Below are 15,704 nucleotides of genomic sequence, written 5' to 3'. Positions count from 1 at the left end.
TTATGACTATTAGTTTAGACAGAAGTTGCCTGAATTATTCACGCCCCGGTAGTTTTTTCCATGTCACTTCATTCCGTAAATAGGTTGGCTGCGCATTTTCGACCGCGGTAACCTTACTTAAGGCAAAATCAGCCAGCGCAAGAGGCAACATATCTTCAGCCTGTGGGAGCAACATCTGGCCGTCAATCAAGCGAATGACGGTATCAGAAGCCATATCAGGATAAGTCCCCCAACCGGTTCCAACGTGTGCCCACTCACCGCTTAACGCCATAATATTTTGCTGCGCGCGATCGGGTGTTAGCACGGCTTCGGTGCTCTCTCCTACCCACACACCATTATCTTGCCGCTGATATTGTCCCCAGTAGACTTCGCCCATACGGGCATCAATAGCGGCTAATACCTGAGTGGCTCCGGTTACGCGAAACGCACCTTGCGCCATGGTGGCCAGCGTGGAAACGCCGATCATTGGCAATTCAGCCCCCATTGCTAACCCTTGAGCAATGCCGATACCAATACGCACGCCGGTGAAACTGCCCGGCCCCCGGCCAAAAGCCAATGCGTCCAATTGGCTCAGCGTAACGCCTGATTCAGCCAACACCTGCTGTACCATGGGCAAAATACGCTGCGTGTGCTCGCGTGGACAGATTTCAAACAGCGCATGTTTTTCGCCATTATTCCAGAGTGCAACAGAACAGGCTTCTGTTGCCGTATCGATCGCTAAAATTCGCGTGGACATGCCAACCTCGGGCGGGACAGTGAATGAATAAAGAAAAATCAGGATGCGGATCATAGCACAGCCTGTGTTTTGATGCTTCTGAAGGGTTTGATGCGCTGAAAAAATCGAGATATGCGAGGAAGCTCGCAGCGGAACAGAGATGAAACGCCTCTGCGTTCCATCTCACTGGAAAATGTTAATCGTGCGCTGCTTGACTACCGGCTTTAAGAAACGTAATCACCTTATTGAGATCGCGTGTGCGTGGCGCTGGCGGTAGGCTGTTCAGGAAAACCTCGCCATAGGGCCGCATCACTAAACGGTTATCGCAAATAATCACCACGCCACGATCGCTGGTATCACGAATTAAACGCCCCACGCCCTGTTTAAGGGTAATCACCGCATCAGGCAACTGGACTTCAGCAAAAGGATCGCCGCCGCGAATGCGGCAGTCTTCAATTCGCGCTTTGAGCAACGGATCGTCCGGTGAGGTAAACGGGAGCTTATCGATAATCACACAGGATAATGTATCACCGCGCACGTCCACGCCTTCCCAAAAACTGCTGGTTGCAACTAACAGTGCGTTACCGGCAGCAACGAACTCTGCCAATAAACGAGGCTTGCTGGTTTCACCTTGTAATAACACCGGCAGCGTCATCGTGGCTCGAAACTCTTCGGCTAAATCACGCATCATGGCGTGTGAGGTACACAGGAAGAAGCAGCGCCCTTCGTTATCCTCAATCACCGGCCTCAACATTCGCGCCAGTTGACGCGCCGCACCGCGCTGATTCGGCGTGGGCAAAAACCGAGGCACGCACAGCATCGCTTGGTTGGCGTAATCAAACGGGCTCGGCAGTAATAAGCTTTTGGCTTTATTTAACCCCAGCCGCGCCGTGAAATGAGAAACATCGTCGTTCACCGCCAGCGTTGCAGAGGTAAAGATCCATGAACCTGGCTTCTCTTTCATTACTTCACTGAATTTTTCCGCCACGGTGAGCGGCGTCAGCGCCATCACAAAATGGCGCGAGTTGCATTCATACCAGTAGCTATAGCCGGGAATCGACACATCGCGCAGGCGCTTCAAGCGATTACGATATAGCGTGGCTCGCTCAAACGCTGCATCAAGTAACGCCGAACGCCCGAGTGACATTTTCACCACGTCATAGCAAAGCTCTAAAGCATCATCGAGCAACACCAGCGCACGCTGCACTTCTGGTAATGCTAAAGCCTCACGTAAATTTCCGCGATAACCGGGATCGCCGAGCGCCAAACGAAAATCTTGAGCGCTCTGGCTTAGCCTGTCGGCGCATTTTTGCAGCTGCGCGGTGTCACGGACTTCAGTGCGATAGGCAATCGTAATATCTTTGGCCAAATCCATCAGTTGGCGGCTGGTCAGCTGCTGGCCGAAATATTGGCTGGCAATATCGGGTAGCTGATGAGCTTCATCGAAAATCATCACGTCAGCATCTGGGATAAGTTCACCAAATCCAGTTTCTTTCACCACCAGATCCGCCAAAAATAGATGGTGGTTAACCACGATGATGTCAGCATCCATCGCTCGGCGACGCGCTTTAACCACGAAGCAATCTTTATATTGTGGACAGTCACTGCCCAAACAGTTGTCATTGGTGCTGGTGACGAGTGGCCAGATCGTACTATCTTCCGATACGCCATGACAGTTGCTGACGTCCCCATCTTCCGTTTGGATAGACCAACCACGCAGATGCATAAGATCGGATAACGCATCAGAAGCCAGTTCGCCGCCGACCATAGATTGCTGTTCTAAACGCTCAAGGCACAAATAGTTCGAACGCCCTTTCAGTAAAGCCAACTTTCCCGTGAACTTTAACGCATCGCGAACGGTAGGCAAATCGCGGGCATAGAGCTGATCCTGTAGCGCTTTAGAACCGGTAGAGATAATCACCTTTGCGCCAGAACGCAGGGCGGGAACCAAATAAGCATAGGTTTTTCCCGTTCCGGTTCCCGCTTCAACCACTAACTCTTCTTTGAATTGAATCGCTTTGGTGACAGCTTCGGCCATATGTTGTTGTGCTTCACGCGGTTTAAAACCCCGTATCGCTTTAGTTAGAATGCCATCGGGCGCGAAATCGTCTGTCACACAGCCTCTCTTTCATTTGGTGAAGGCGTGATTATGCCAAGTGTTGGCACTAACAACCACCTACTTTGCTATAGCCTATATATGATTAAGGCCGCCCGAAGGCGGCCTTAACAGATACATAAATGCGATGATAGCTTAGATCGCCGGTTTAAGGTTTCCCCGGGTGATATGCGTCAGCGGAACGTTAATATCAAAAATGCGGCTGCGAATATCAGTCGCCCCCATTTGCGCTACGCGTTTGATATGCATGGCGGCATACTGTTCTGCACTGGCTTTATCACGAAACAGATAAATACCACCGGCTTCACCAGCATCTACATTCTCAGTCCAGATTTTTGAGATAAAACCCGGCTCCTGTGTGATGCTCTGCGCCAACGGCGTTGCCATTTCGGCCAAGCGATCGCCTAACATGTCTCCCGGCATTTTAAAATCAATTTGCAATAATACGGTCATTTATGACTCCTTATAATTTCTAGTTCTTGTCTGTCTCTTCGAGAATGCCACAGACCGACAGTTGAAAGCAGTGTTTTTCATCCATTTTCTATATACTTTATGGATTGCTTTGCTCTAAACCTAAAAGGAGTTATGTATGTCTATCGAACGTATCAATCCAGAAAAGCGCTGGTCAGACGCCACCGTTTTCAATGACACTATCTATTATACCAGCGTTCCTGAAAACTTGGATGATGACGCCACTTCACAAACGGCCAACGCGCTGGCAGCTATTGATATGATCCTTAATCAACTGGGCACGGATAAAACGCGTATTCTTGATGCCACTATTTTCTTGGCCGATGGCGACGATTTTCAGGCGATGAATGCCGCATGGGATGCTTGGGTACCCGCTGGAAAAGCCCCGGTGCGCTGTACCGTTCAGGCCAAGCTGATGAATCCTAAATACAAAGTTGAAATCAAGATTATCGCGGCACGTTAATGTGCTCGTAAAAAAAGCCGCTCACCATATTGAGCGGCTTTTTCCTGTAGCTAATCTGTTGTTACGCCAGCTTAATCATTATCATGCCAGCCAGCAGTAGGGTTAATCCCGCCCAACCTTTTTTATTCAAACGCTGACCGAACAGTATCCAGCCGGCAGCCACCGTGGCTGCGATACCAAAACCGCCCCACAGCGCATACGCCACGGACAGCTCGATACCTTTCACCGCTTGTGACAAGGAACTAAATGCACCTAACACCGCGGCCAGCGATAGCAATCCCATCCAAATACGGCGGAAGCCGTCTGACCATTTCAGGAAGATATTAGCTAAAATCTCTAATACGACAGCAAATGCTAACCACGCAATATGGAACCACTCAAGCTGTTGCATGATTGCCTCCTACGTTAGCTTTGGTTTGCGCAGGTTTATTTTTCATCGCTACGGCGCTTTTCTGTTCACCTGTTTTAGCAGATGGTTTTTTAGTTTTTACCGTACCCGATTTAACCAGCGCGATACCCGCAATCAGCGTAACCAAGCCCATCAATTTCATCAGGGACATACTTTCGTCAAACCACATTACGCTGAATAAGGTAATAAACAGAATACCAATACCTTCCCACAGTGCGTAAGCAACGCCTAAAGCAACACGCTTCACCGCAAAAGAAAGTAAGATATAAGAGATGGTAATCATCACCAGCATAACGATATTGCCCGTCATACCGCCGCTCAGACTTGCCCATTTCATTGATAGCGTACCGATAATTTCGGCCGCGATGGCACATGCCAAAAAGATCCAATAAATCATTTTTCTCTCCACAGAGTTTTATTTTTTATTCGACCCGTTATTTTTTAATGTTTAACCCTATCAGGCTCGAAAATAGGCGCAGTAAGGCTAAATAACATTACAGAAAACCATAATTGGTGTTCCGATGTTAAATACGGATCGGTAAGAATTATTCGGCTAGGATAAACGCAGACAACATCTGGCTGAGTCGCTGGTTTTATCAGCTACCGTAAGTGGAGAAAGAAGCTAAAGCTCGCTACACCAGTGATGTTCACTAGAAAGCGTTGTAGAAATGAATAAGAGATATGTAGAAGTTTTAATCATCAAGCGATTGTGAGTTTTCATAATAGTTTACATCTTCCCCCCGTACCTACTCCCTACCATACGGTTTGTTCAGTGTCCTCATCAGGTTTAATTAACTGCATTATTTGTATCATAGGCGATTTTATTAAGCAAACCGCCTTTTTGCAAGTTTTCACAGAAAAATGAATATAAATAAGCAAGTTAGATAATTAAAAAAGAAAGCCACCCTAAATGGATGGCTTGATTTCTGTGGAGCCTCAACGAGTTAGCGTTGCTTAACTATTATGCACTGTGCATAAAACAACGCTTTTTGTGCTCACAAAAAATGGACAAAATATTTTACGCTTTCGCGCCTGCAACCGCTTCTTTAGCCAGTTCAGTGATACGTGCGTAGTCGCCGTTATCCAAAGCATCGTTAGGGATCAGCCAAGAACCACCGATGCACAGCACGCTTTTCAGTGCCAGATAGTCACGATAGTTTTGTGGATTGATACCGCCAGTTGGGCAGAAACGAACGTGCGAGAATGGACCTGCGATAGCCTGCAACGCTTTAACGCCGCCGTTAGCTTCGGCTGGGAAGAATTTGAATTCTTTCAAGCCATGATCCATACCTAACATCAGTTCTGAAACCGTGCTGATACCTGGGATAAGTGGGATTGAACCGGCAGTTGCTGCTTTCAACAAATCAGCGGTTAGACCTGGGCTGATAGCAAACTGAGCACCGGCTTCGGTGACGTCAGCCAATTGTTTGGCATTGGTAACGGTACCCGCGCCCACAATAGCTTCTGGAACTTCTTTAGCGATCAGGCGAATCGCCTCAACCGCACACTCGGTACGCAGGGTGACTTCCAGCACACGCACGCCACCGGCAACCAGCGCTTTAGCCAAAGGCACGGCCTGCTCAATTTTTTTAATAACGATTACAGGTACAACCGGGCCGGCTGTCATGATTGACTCGGCGCTTACTTTCCAGTTTTTCATCTGCTTATTATCTCCATGGTGCCTTGCGGCATGGTTTATGGCTGGCGCTGCTGTTCTCAAACAGGAAAACCTTGCTATACCCCTCTTTCTTCATGTGGATCGAATGATTTAGGGTACACAACGCCAAAAAGAATCATTAACGCGAGCTCACATCAGCTCGCGTCATTGAATTAATAGAATTTAATGCAGCTAGCGCCTTCTTCGGCACCGGAGAGCTGCTCACGCAGCGCAGCAAACATCTCACGGCCTGAGCCATCGTGCATTTCGGACAAATCAGGGTGCACCAGTTCACGGCTTGCCAATTCAGCTTCATCCACCAGCAAAGTGAGTTCGCCAGTTTTGCCGTTAACGCGAACCACATCGCCATCACGGACTTTCGCCAGCAGGCCGCCTGAATAAGCTTCAGGGGTAACATGGATCGCTGATGGCACTTTGCCTGAGGCGCCAGATAGACGGCCATCGGTGACTAATGCCACTTTCAGCCCGCGATCCATCAGAACGCCTAATGGTGGCATCAGTTTGTGCAGTTCAGGCATACCGATAGCGCGTGGCCCCTGATAACGAACCACCACTACGCAGTCTTTGTCCAATTTACCCGCTTCAAACGCAGGAACCACGTCGTGCTGGCTGTGGAATACCACCGCAGGGACTTCAATAATTTGGTTATCAGCAGGCACCGCAGAGGTTTTCATCACGGCACGGCCTAAGTTGCCCGTCAGCACTTTTGTACCGCCGTGAGATTCAAACGGTGATGCAAAGCTCGCAATGACGTTGCTGTCATGGGATTTTTCAGGACCTGGGCGATATACCAGCTTGCCCTCTTCCAAGAAAGGCTCTTGGGTGTAACGGCTCAAACCATGGCCAGCTACGGTTTCAACATCTTCATGCAGCAAGCCACCTTTCAACAACTCTTTTACCAGCACCGGCACGCCGCCCGCTGCTTGGAAATGGTTGATATCTGCGGGACCGTTTGGATAGATGCGGCACATCAATGGCACTACGTCAGACAGGTCAGAGAAATCATCCCAGTTGATATGAATGCCCGCGGCACGCGCCATCGCCACTAAATGCATGGTGTGGTTGGTAGAACCACCGGTGGCTAGCAGAGCGATAATACCGTTCACGATGACCTTCTCGTCAACCATGCGACCAACAGGCATGTAATTGCCGCTCGTCTCAGTCATACGAGTTACCTGACGCGCTGCAGCATCGGTTAATGCGGCGCGTAATGGCATATCTGGCTGAACGAAAGATGATCCAGGTAAATGCAGGCCCATCACTTCAATTACCATCTGGTTGGAGTTCGCCGTACCGTAGAAAGTACAGGTGCCTGGCGCATGGTAAGACGCTGCTTCAGCTTCAAGCAGCGCATCGCGACCCAGTTTGCCTTCCGCATACAGTTGACGAACACGGACTTTTTCTTTGTTAGGCAAACCGCTCGGCATTGGACCGGCTGGAACGAACAGGGTCGGTAAATGGCCAAAAGACATCGCGGCCATAAACAGACCCGGCACAATTTTGTCGCACACGCCAAGATACAGCGCGCCGTCAAACATATTGTGCGAAAGACCCACAGCGGCAGACATGGCAATCACTTCGCGGCTCATCAATGAGAGCTCCATGCCGTCCTGTCCCTGAGTTACACCATCGCACATCGCAGGTACGCCAGCGGCCACTTGCCCTACCGCTCCAACCGAATGCAGCGCGGCTTTGATCTGCTCTGGATAGGTTTCATAGGGCTGATGCGCCGAGAGCATATCGTTATACGAGGTTACGATACCGATATTGCTCTTGATCATGCTGGTCAGAGACGCTTTATCATCCTGACCGCAAGCGGCGAAACCGTGCGCCAAGTTGCCACAGGCTAACTGAGAACGATGTACCTTCTTGCTGCGCGCTTTTTCGATTTTGGCCAAGTAGGCCGCACGGCTGTCGCGGGAGCGTTCAATAATGCGTTGAGTAACTCGGGATACTGTTGGGTTCATTGCTGCCTCATGCCGTCCAGTAGATGTCGACCGGCGTTTGTGTTTGCTGTAACACCGCGCGGATCGGCATCTCATTCACATCCGTGCCCTGAATTGCGCGCTGATAAACATCACGCTTGCTGCCACCTACCACATGCAGGTAGATATGGCGGCTATTGAGCAGAGCCGGAAGTGTTAGGGTGATACGATCGAGTGGCGCGGTCAGCGGGGTCATCCCCATGCAGACTCGGCCAGAATCCATCGCGAGAGCTGGGAACAGATTCTCTGCCCCAGGGAAGAGCGAAGCGGTATGGCCATCATCACCCATGCCGAGGATCACGACGTCAAACGGACGGGCAATAGATTGCAACGCACGTTCGGTGTCTGCGGCTCCGGCAAACGGGGTGGCATGACTATTTTTCAAACCAACAAACTTCGCGTTTGAGGCGTGGCCCTTCAGCAAATGTTCTCGTACCAGCTTTTCGTTACTGGAATCATCATTTGCATCGACCCAACGCTCATCCGCTAAGGTGATGGTGACCTTGCTCCACTCAATGGCTTGCTGAGTTAACGCCTCGAACAGTCCTAGCGGTGTACGACCACCCGACACGACTAGACTGGCTTCTCCCTGAGCGCTAATGCTGTGGCTCAGAGCTGCGGCTATTTCCTCTGCAAACTGTTCGTTAAGCGCCTGTGCGCTCGTAAATTCTTTAAACTGTGCCATTTCAACCACTCCTAAACTGTTTGAATCTCAACACACGGAGGGTGTTCCCTCCGTGATACTTTGCGATCAAATAACGTTGTGACGTTATTCGAATTCATTCCATGCACGGCCATCGCGACTGATCATCGCAACAGAGGCTACAGGGCCCCAAGTACCGGCTTGGTATGGTTTAGGAGATTCATTGTCAGCGGCCCATGCTTCCATAATGGAGTCGACCCACTTCCACGCTTCTTCCACCTCATCACGGCGCACGAACAGCGCTTGGATCCCACGCATGGTCTCCAGCAGCAAACGCTCATAGGCATCAGCTAAATGCTCTTGATGGAAAGTATCGGAGAAGCTCAGATCCAGCTTAGTGGTTTGTAAACGATGCTTATGCTCCAGACCTGGCACCTTGTTAAGGATATCAATCTGTACGCCCTCATCAGGCTGCAAGCGGATCGTCAGTTTGTTCTGCGGCAGCTCTTGGTAAGAGTCGCTGAACAGGTTGAGCGGCGGGTTCTTAAAGTAAATAACTACTTCAGAACATTTTGATGGCAGACGTTTACCGGTACGGAGATAGAACGGAACGCCAGCCCAGCGCCAGTTATCAATATCAACGCGAATAGAGACGAAGGTTTCCGTGTTACTACTTTTGTTCGCCCCTTCTTCCTCCAGATATCCTGGTACTTTTTTGCCTTGGACAAAGCCCGCGGTGTATTGGCCACGTACCGTGGTATCACGCACGTTGGAATGGTTAATACGACGTAGTGAGCGCAGCACTTTGACTTTTTCATCACGAATACGGTCGGTAGAGAGATCCGCCGGCGGTGACATGGCAATCATAGTCAAAATTTGCAACAGATGGTTTTGAATCATGTCGCGCATCTGGCCAGCTTTATCAAAGTAGCCCCAGCGACCTTCAATGCCCACTTCTTCGGCAACGGTGATCTGCACGCTGTCGATCATGCTGTTGTCCCAGTTATTCGCAAACAGGGAGTTAGCAAAGCGCAACGCCAGCAGGTTAAGCACCGTTTCTTTGCCCAAATAGTGGTCAATACGGTAAACCTGTGACTCGTCAAAGAATTCAGCCACCTGATTATTGATGGCGCGTGAGGATTCCAAATCGGTACCGAGTGGTTTTTCCATCACGATGCGGCTTGGATCTTTATTCAGACCGGATGCACCCAAACCTTGGCAGATAGCGCCGAAAGTGCTTGGTGGCATAGCAAAGTAGTTGATGGTGACGCGTTTCTTCTGATCCAGCATTTTTGCCAGATTTTTGAAATGCTGAGTGTCATTGACGTCAAGGTTACAGAAATCTAGGCGCGCACTGAGCGTCGCCCACAGTTCTTCATCAACCTTTTCCTTCAAGAAGGTGTCCAGTGCTTCGCGAACGACCTTGGTGTAGGCGTCTTTATCCCAATCGGCGCGACCTACGCCGATGATACGAGTGTCCGGATGGATATGACCGGCTTTTTCTAATTGGTACAGGGAAGGCAGCAGTTTACGGCGGGCTAAATCGCCCTTGGCGCCGAAAATGACCAGGTCACAGGCCTGTGCTGTTGACGTAACCGCCATGTTCATCTCCTCGTTGCAGGATGCTTGTAATTTTATTACATAATTAATGTACTATTTTTGACTATAGCCAGTAAACATGCTTTTTTGTCGAAAATTTAAACATAAATGGTATGAAATTTTCGTTGACCCCGCCGCAGACCGCGTAATGACAGACACATTATGTAATTTTCTGTCAAAACTGAACTAATATTACCATATCGAAAGTTAGACACGCGTCATACTCTGGTAAAAAAAGCCCGCGAAGCGGCATCATCTCGCTGCAAAGCAGTTGTGGCTCGTAGTATATTTTCATCAAACAATCATAGATTTCTCCTTTCTTTGAAATCGTTTTGCTCAATAGATGTCAAAATGTAGGAAGGCGGCGAGCGAACAAGACCCGATGAGCTTACCAGAGTAAGTGATTAGAGCAGCCAACACACCTCCAGTTTGAAAGATGACGGGCATACAATCCATGAGTGAATTTGTATATGAATACGCTGGACAAAATTCAGGCCAACCTGGACCAACTCAGTAAATCCGAGCGCAAAGTTGCCGAGGTTATCTTGGCTGCACCGCAAACCGCGATTCACTCTAGCATTGCGACGCTGGCGAAAATGGCTGATGTCAGTGAACCCACGGTAAACCGTTTTTGTCGTCGTTTAGAAACTAAAGGCTTCCCCGATTTTAAACTTCATCTAGCACAGAGCCTTGCTAATGGGACGCCGTATGTCAATCGAAACGTCGAAGAGACTGACAGCGTTGATGCTTATACCAGCAAAATATTCGAATCTGCGATGGCCAGCCTTGAAATGGCCAAGAATAACCTTGATATGGCCGCGGTTAATCGCGCCGTTGATCTGCTCACTCAGGCCAAGAAAATTTCCTTCTTTGGTTTAGGCGCATCCGCGGCGGTTGCCCATGATGCCATGAACAAATTCTTCCGGTTTAACATTCCTGTGGTTTATTTTGATGACATCGTGATGCAAAGAATGAGCTGCATGAATTCAAACGAAGGTGATGTTGTGGTCCTCATCTCCCACACTGGACGCACCAAAAGCTTGGTCGAAATGGCACATTTAGCGCGCGAAAATGACGCTACCGTGATTGCCATTACCTCTCGTGATACCCCTCTTGCACTTGAAGCGACCCTCCCCTTAATTCTGGATGTGCCAGAAGACACCGATGTCTACATGCCAATGGTGTCAAGAATTGCTCAATTGACGCTTATCGATGCGCTGGCAACTGGCTTTACCCTGCGCAGAGGCGCAAAATTCAGAGATAACTTGAAGCGAGTCAAAGAAGCGTTGAAAGAATCGCGCTTTGATAAAGGACTGGCGCTGCCCCACCATTTCGATTAATGCGGTAAAGGGCTAAGATAGAAAGTATAAGTTTAACGTCAATCAGGCACCAAAGCATAAAAACAACCTGTCATTTTCTGCTAGATAATGAAGATACGGGTATTTATCAACCGCATGCTTTCTTTTGCGGTTTCATGCGAGCAGGCTTGATGAGTTGATCTACCCAGTCATTTTTAAGCGTAAGTAAGAACGTGCCTAATGCTAGCTTAAAAAACAATCGGGTTACGCGGATGCGTAATCAACTGCCTGTTCGTTGTATTGGCACCAACACCAATGCTTCACATGTCAACGGAGTTACACATGTCCAGACGGCTCAGAAGAACCAAGATCGTAACCACCTTAGGCCCAGCAACCGACCGCGATAATAATCTAGAGAAGATTATTTCTGCTGGTGCTAACGTCGTACGTCTCAATTTCTCTCATGGTACAGCTGAAGATCATCTTGCTCGTGCCAATAAAGTCCGTGAAATTGCAGCAAAACTAGGACGACATGTTGCCATCCTCGGAGACCTGCAGGGTCCGAAAATCCGCGTATCCACCTTCAAAGAAGGCAAAGTATTCCTTAACATCGGCGATAAATTCCTGCTCGATGCCGATCTCACCACCGGTGAAGGCGATAAAGAGAAAGTCGGTATCGACTACAAACGCCTGCCAGAAGATGTGGTTCCTGGCGACATTCTGTTGCTCGACGATGGCCGCGTGCAGCTAAAAGTGCTCGAAGTTAAAGGCAGCAAAGTATTTACCGAAGTGACCGTCGGTGGCCCTCTATCCAATAATAAAGGGATTAACAAGTTAGGCGGCGGTCTGTCTGCAGAAGCCTTAACCGAAAAAGATATCGCTGATATCGCCACTGCGGCAAAAATCTCTGTCGATTATCTGGCTGTTTCTTTCCCCCGCACCGGCGAAGACATTAACTACGCACGCCGTCTCGCACGCGATGCCGGTTGTGATGCCAAGATCGTGGCTAAAGTTGAACGTGCCGAAGCGGTATGCAGCGAAGAAGCGATGGATGACATCATCTTAGCCTCCGACGTCGTGATGGTTGCGCGTGGCGATCTGGGCGTCGAAATTGGCGATCCTGAACTTGTTGGCATTCAGAAACAGCTGATCCGCCGCGCACGCAAATTAAATCGCTCCGTTATCACTGCAACCCAAATGATGGAGTCAATGATCACCAACCCAATGCCTACGCGCGCTGAGGTCATGGACGTGGCTAACGCCGTGCTGGATGGCACTGATGCCGTGATGCTGTCAGCAGAAACAGCTGCCGGACAATATCCCGCTGAAACGGTCGCTGCGATGGCTCGCGTATGTTTGGGTGCCGAAAAAATCCCAAGCATCAACGTTTCTAAGCATCGTTTAGACGTGCAGTTCGACAATATTGAAGAAGCGATTGCGATGTCTAGCATGTACGCGGCTAACCACCTGAAAGGCGTTACCGCTATCATCGCCATGACCGAATCAGGCCGTACGGCGCTGATGATGTCTCGCATTAGTTCTGGCTTGCCAATCTTTGCCATGTCCCATCGCGAACGTACGTTGAACCTGACAGCCTTATATCGTGGCGTAACGCCGGTTTACTTCGATAGCACCAGCGACGGCGTGGCAGCAGCTCAGCATGCTGCAAACCTGCTGCGCGATAAAGGCTTCTTGGTTTCGGGCGATCTCGTTATCGTGACCCAAGGTGATGTGATGGGCACCATCGGTAGCACCAATACCAGCCGAATCCTACGCGTTGAATAAATTACGAAAAAAGAAATAACAAAAGGGCGCAATTGAATTGCGCCCTTTTTCTTTGGGATCAGCTCTGAAATCTTAAGCGAAACCTATAGGTCTTTTCGCTTATAAGGCTCAAGCTCGCCCGGCTTGCGGGTTTTTAGCAGCTTCAGGATCCACGTATATTGCTCTGGGTGTGGCCCCATCAGTAACTCAACTTCTTCGTTCATGCGACGAGCCATATCGTGCTCATTCATATCGGCTATATCATCCATCGGTGGACGGATATAGATATCCAACATGCTAGTTTTCCCGTCATACACAGGGAAAAGCGGAATGACCTGAGCACGGCAAAGCTTCATCAAGCGGCCAATTGCAGGCAACGTGGCTTTATAGGTAGCAAAGAAATCGACAAACTCGCTATGTTCTGCCCCATGATCTTGGTCGGGTAGATAATAGCCCCAATAGCCATGGCGTACCGAACTGATGAAAGGCTTAATTCCGTCGTCGCGGGCGTGCATACGCCCACCAAAACGCCGACGACAGGTATTCCACAGCCAGTCCACCATCTTATTCTTTTGATTGTGGAACATCGCGGCCATAGGCTGACCTTGTGCAGCTAGCAACATCGCGGGGATATCAACGGCCCAACCGTGCGGCACTAAAAAGATGGCATTCTTACCGCTTTCACGCAGCGCTTCGATATGCTCCATGCCATGCCAGCGGGTGCGTTTTAACACGCGCTGTGGATCGCGCAGCGTTAGCTCGGCCATTAAGAACATAGACTGCCCTGCACGCTCGAACATGCGATCAATAATGTCTTCACGCTGAGCTTCGGTTAATTCTGGAAAGCAGTACAGCAAATTTATTCTTGCGCGGCGCCTTGCTCCACCTGCGAGTTTCCCGGCCCAGCGCCCAACGGTAGCAAGGATAGGATCTCTTAGGCGCACCGGCAAATAGGCCATCGCAACCATGGTCCCAACGCCTATCCACGCCCCCCAGTATTTAGGCAGCAGGAAGCTTTTTTCAAACTTAGGGATAAACTCCACGTTTGACCGTTGTTCTTTTTCCATAGAAAAGCTCTTTAATAAAACATCAGCTAATTATACACCTAAGTGACATCAATACGTTTGGATATACGTTTTGATATAACTCTTGGGCGTAAAACGACTGAAAAAATTTGCACATAAACAGCGCAAAGAAAAACAGCCGGTTAACCGGCTGTTATAAACGATGTCTAATCTTAATCTAGCTGGAGTTGCGGAACAACCTGACGCACCTGAGCTAAATACTCGCGGCGATCTTTGCCAGACAAACCATCAGAGCGAGGAAGTTGCGCCGTCAATGGATTCACTGCCTGATTATTCAACCAGAATTCATAATGCAGATGGGGTCCTGTGGAGCGTCCAGTATTGCCTGACAATGCGATGCGGTCACCACGTTTTACTTTTTGCCCCGGCTTAACCAGAATTTTTTTCAGGTGCATAAAGCGCGTCGTATATTGGCGACCGTGACGGATAACCACATAGTTGCCCGCAGCACCGCTACGTTTAGCGATGACCACTTCACCATCACCAACGGCTAATACAGGTGTCCCCACCGGCATTGCGAAATCTACACCTTTGTGCGGTGCTACACGGCCTGTTACCGGATTCACACGGCGCGGATTAAAGTTGGATGATACGCGGAATTGTTTTGTGGTTGGGAAACGCATAAAGCCTTTTGCCAAACCGCTGCCCTGACGATCGTAGAATTTGCCATCATCTGCACGCACCGCGTAATAATCTTTACCACCCGAGCGCATTCTTACGCCCAGCAACTGGCTCTGCTCGCTACGACCATTCAGCTCTTCACGCGACATCAGAACTGAAAATTGATCGCCCTTCTGCAATTTACGAAAATCCATTTGCCACTGCAGCGCTTTGATCACGGCATTCACTTCTGAGCGGTTCAGACCTGCAGCACGCGCGCTATTGACGAAGCTGCCGTTCAATGTTCCCGTGACAACTTTATTTTTCCACTCGCCCTGCTGTGACTCAACGGCTTCTTTAAAGTTACCGTTCACCAAATTATAGGTGCGCGTTTCGCGACGATTCACTTCCCAAGTCAGCTGTTGTAGTTCGCCTGCATCATTCACTGCCCACGACAGCGTTTGGCCTATCTTGAGGTTACGCAGTGCTGGGTTTTTCTTCGCTAATGCGGACACCTCTGACATATCAATGCCAAACTGGGTCAAAATGCTGCCAAGCGTATCACCGGTGGAAACCACGTAATCATGGGTACCAGAATCGCTATCTGCTTTATCGTCTAATTCGTCGGTAGGAACTTCATCTTCTGGGGCGGGTTGATCCAGTGGCTCACTAGCCTCAGGGACAAGCGTTCGCAACTGTTTGTTATCCAATGGGATAATTTTAGCAGAAGCGCTATCGCTATCAATATTCGGTTGGTAAACGAATGGCCGCCAAATAGAGACGGCCAACGTGATGACGGTCAGTGACCCTAGCATAACCCGATGTGGTCGGGGCAAGTTGTTATACGCTAGGGCGATAGATCGCGCTATCTGCTGCAC

14 protein-coding genes are annotated in these 15,704 nt (G+C 49.4%); 3 read left to right on the top strand and 11 right to left on the bottom strand.

The genetic code is table 11. The features are described 5' to 3' along the window. Positions 1–34: 34 nt before the first annotated feature. The 3 genes from tsaB to BN1044_RS03230 all read right to left on the bottom strand — a co-directional run bounded on the left by tsaB (position 35) and on the right by BN1044_RS03230 (position 3,284). Positions 35–736, bottom strand: a complete 702-nt coding sequence (tsaB, locus tag BN1044_RS03240) for a tRNA (adenosine(37)-N6)-threonylcarbamoyltransferase complex dimerization subunit type 1 TsaB (protein ID WP_072307619.1) — start codon at positions 734–736, stop codon at positions 35–37. A gap of 175 nt (positions 737–911) precedes the next feature. After that, a complete protein-coding gene (locus BN1044_RS03235) occupies positions 912–2,831 on the bottom strand; it encodes a DNA repair helicase YoaA (RefSeq protein WP_072307520.1) in 1,920 nt (639 codons plus the stop codon). 135 nt (positions 2,832–2,966) lie between these two features. Then, positions 2,967–3,284 (bottom strand): monooxygenase, encoded by a 318-nt coding sequence (locus BN1044_RS03230; RefSeq protein WP_072307519.1) that lies wholly within the window; start codon positions 3,282–3,284, stop codon positions 2,967–2,969. Positions 3,285–3,420: 136 nt separating this feature from the next. Here BN1044_RS03230 and BN1044_RS03225 point away from each other — a divergent pair, with 136 nt between their 5' ends. Beyond that, positions 3,421–3,765, top strand: a complete 345-nt coding sequence (locus tag BN1044_RS03225; RefSeq protein ID WP_025801958.1) for a RidA family protein — start codon at positions 3,421–3,423, stop codon at positions 3,763–3,765. A gap of 61 nt (positions 3,766–3,826) precedes the next feature. On the opposite strand, the gene mdtI is transcribed toward BN1044_RS03225, so the two are convergent. The 6 genes from mdtI to zwf all read right to left on the bottom strand — a co-directional run bounded on the left by mdtI (position 3,827) and on the right by zwf (position 10,082). After that, positions 3,827–4,156 carry a multidrug/spermidine efflux SMR transporter subunit MdtI gene (gene mdtI, locus BN1044_RS03220; protein WP_025801956.1) on the bottom strand — a complete coding sequence of 110 codons (330 nt, stop codon included), beginning with the start codon at positions 4,154–4,156 and terminating at the stop codon, positions 3,827–3,829. Next, a complete protein-coding gene (mdtJ, locus tag BN1044_RS03215) occupies positions 4,143–4,571 on the bottom strand; it encodes a multidrug/spermidine efflux SMR transporter subunit MdtJ (protein ID WP_072307518.1) in 429 nt (142 codons plus the stop codon). Before mdtJ ends, mdtI begins: the two co-directional genes overlap by 14 nt. Positions 4,572–5,192: 621 nt before the next feature. After that, positions 5,193–5,834 (bottom strand): bifunctional 4-hydroxy-2-oxoglutarate aldolase/2-dehydro-3-deoxy-phosphogluconate aldolase, encoded by a 642-nt coding sequence (locus BN1044_RS03210; RefSeq protein WP_025801952.1) that lies wholly within the window; start codon positions 5,832–5,834, stop codon positions 5,193–5,195. A gap of 170 nt (positions 5,835–6,004) precedes the next feature. Beyond that, positions 6,005–7,819 carry a phosphogluconate dehydratase gene (edd, locus tag BN1044_RS03205; protein WP_072307517.1) on the bottom strand — a complete coding sequence of 605 codons (1,815 nt, stop codon included), beginning with the start codon at positions 7,817–7,819 and terminating at the stop codon, positions 6,005–6,007. Positions 7,820–7,826: 7 nt separating this feature from the next. After that, entirely contained in the window at positions 7,827–8,522 is a 696-nt protein-coding gene (gene pgl / locus BN1044_RS03200) for a 6-phosphogluconolactonase (RefSeq protein WP_072307516.1), read from the bottom strand. Positions 8,523–8,606: 84 nt separating this feature from the next. Further along, entirely contained in the window at positions 8,607–10,082 is a 1,476-nt protein-coding gene (gene zwf, locus BN1044_RS03195) for a glucose-6-phosphate dehydrogenase (RefSeq protein WP_072307515.1), read from the bottom strand. A gap of 467 nt (positions 10,083–10,549) precedes the next feature. Here zwf and BN1044_RS03190 point away from each other — a divergent pair, with 467 nt between their 5' ends. Together BN1044_RS03190 and pyk are read left to right on the top strand one after the other, a co-directional pair. Continuing rightward, entirely contained in the window at positions 10,550–11,419 is an 870-nt protein-coding gene (locus BN1044_RS03190) for a MurR/RpiR family transcriptional regulator (RefSeq protein ID WP_025801944.1), read from the top strand. A 300-nt stretch (positions 11,420–11,719) separates the two neighbouring features. Then, positions 11,720–13,162, top strand: coding sequence for a pyruvate kinase (gene pyk / locus BN1044_RS03185; RefSeq protein WP_025801942.1), 1,443 nt, complete (start codon positions 11,720–11,722; stop codon positions 13,160–13,162). Positions 13,163–13,245: 83 nt separating this feature from the next. Here pyk and lpxM read toward each other — a convergent pair whose 3' ends face one another. Then, positions 13,246–14,208 carry a lauroyl-Kdo(2)-lipid IV(A) myristoyltransferase gene (lpxM, locus tag BN1044_RS03180; RefSeq protein WP_072307514.1) on the bottom strand — a complete coding sequence of 321 codons (963 nt, stop codon included), beginning with the start codon at positions 14,206–14,208 and terminating at the stop codon, positions 13,246–13,248. A 170-nt stretch (positions 14,209–14,378) separates the two neighbouring features. Next, positions 14,379–15,704 carry a murein DD-endopeptidase MepM gene (gene mepM / locus BN1044_RS03175; RefSeq protein WP_072307513.1) on the bottom strand — a complete coding sequence of 442 codons (1,326 nt, stop codon included), beginning with the start codon at positions 15,702–15,704 and terminating at the stop codon, positions 14,379–14,381.

Source organism: Hafnia alvei, from assembly GCF_900095695.1.
GTDB classification, from domain to species: Bacteria; Pseudomonadota; Gammaproteobacteria; order Enterobacterales; family Enterobacteriaceae; genus Hafnia; species Hafnia alvei_B.
This window is presented reverse-complemented; position numbering and strand designations above follow the sequence as displayed.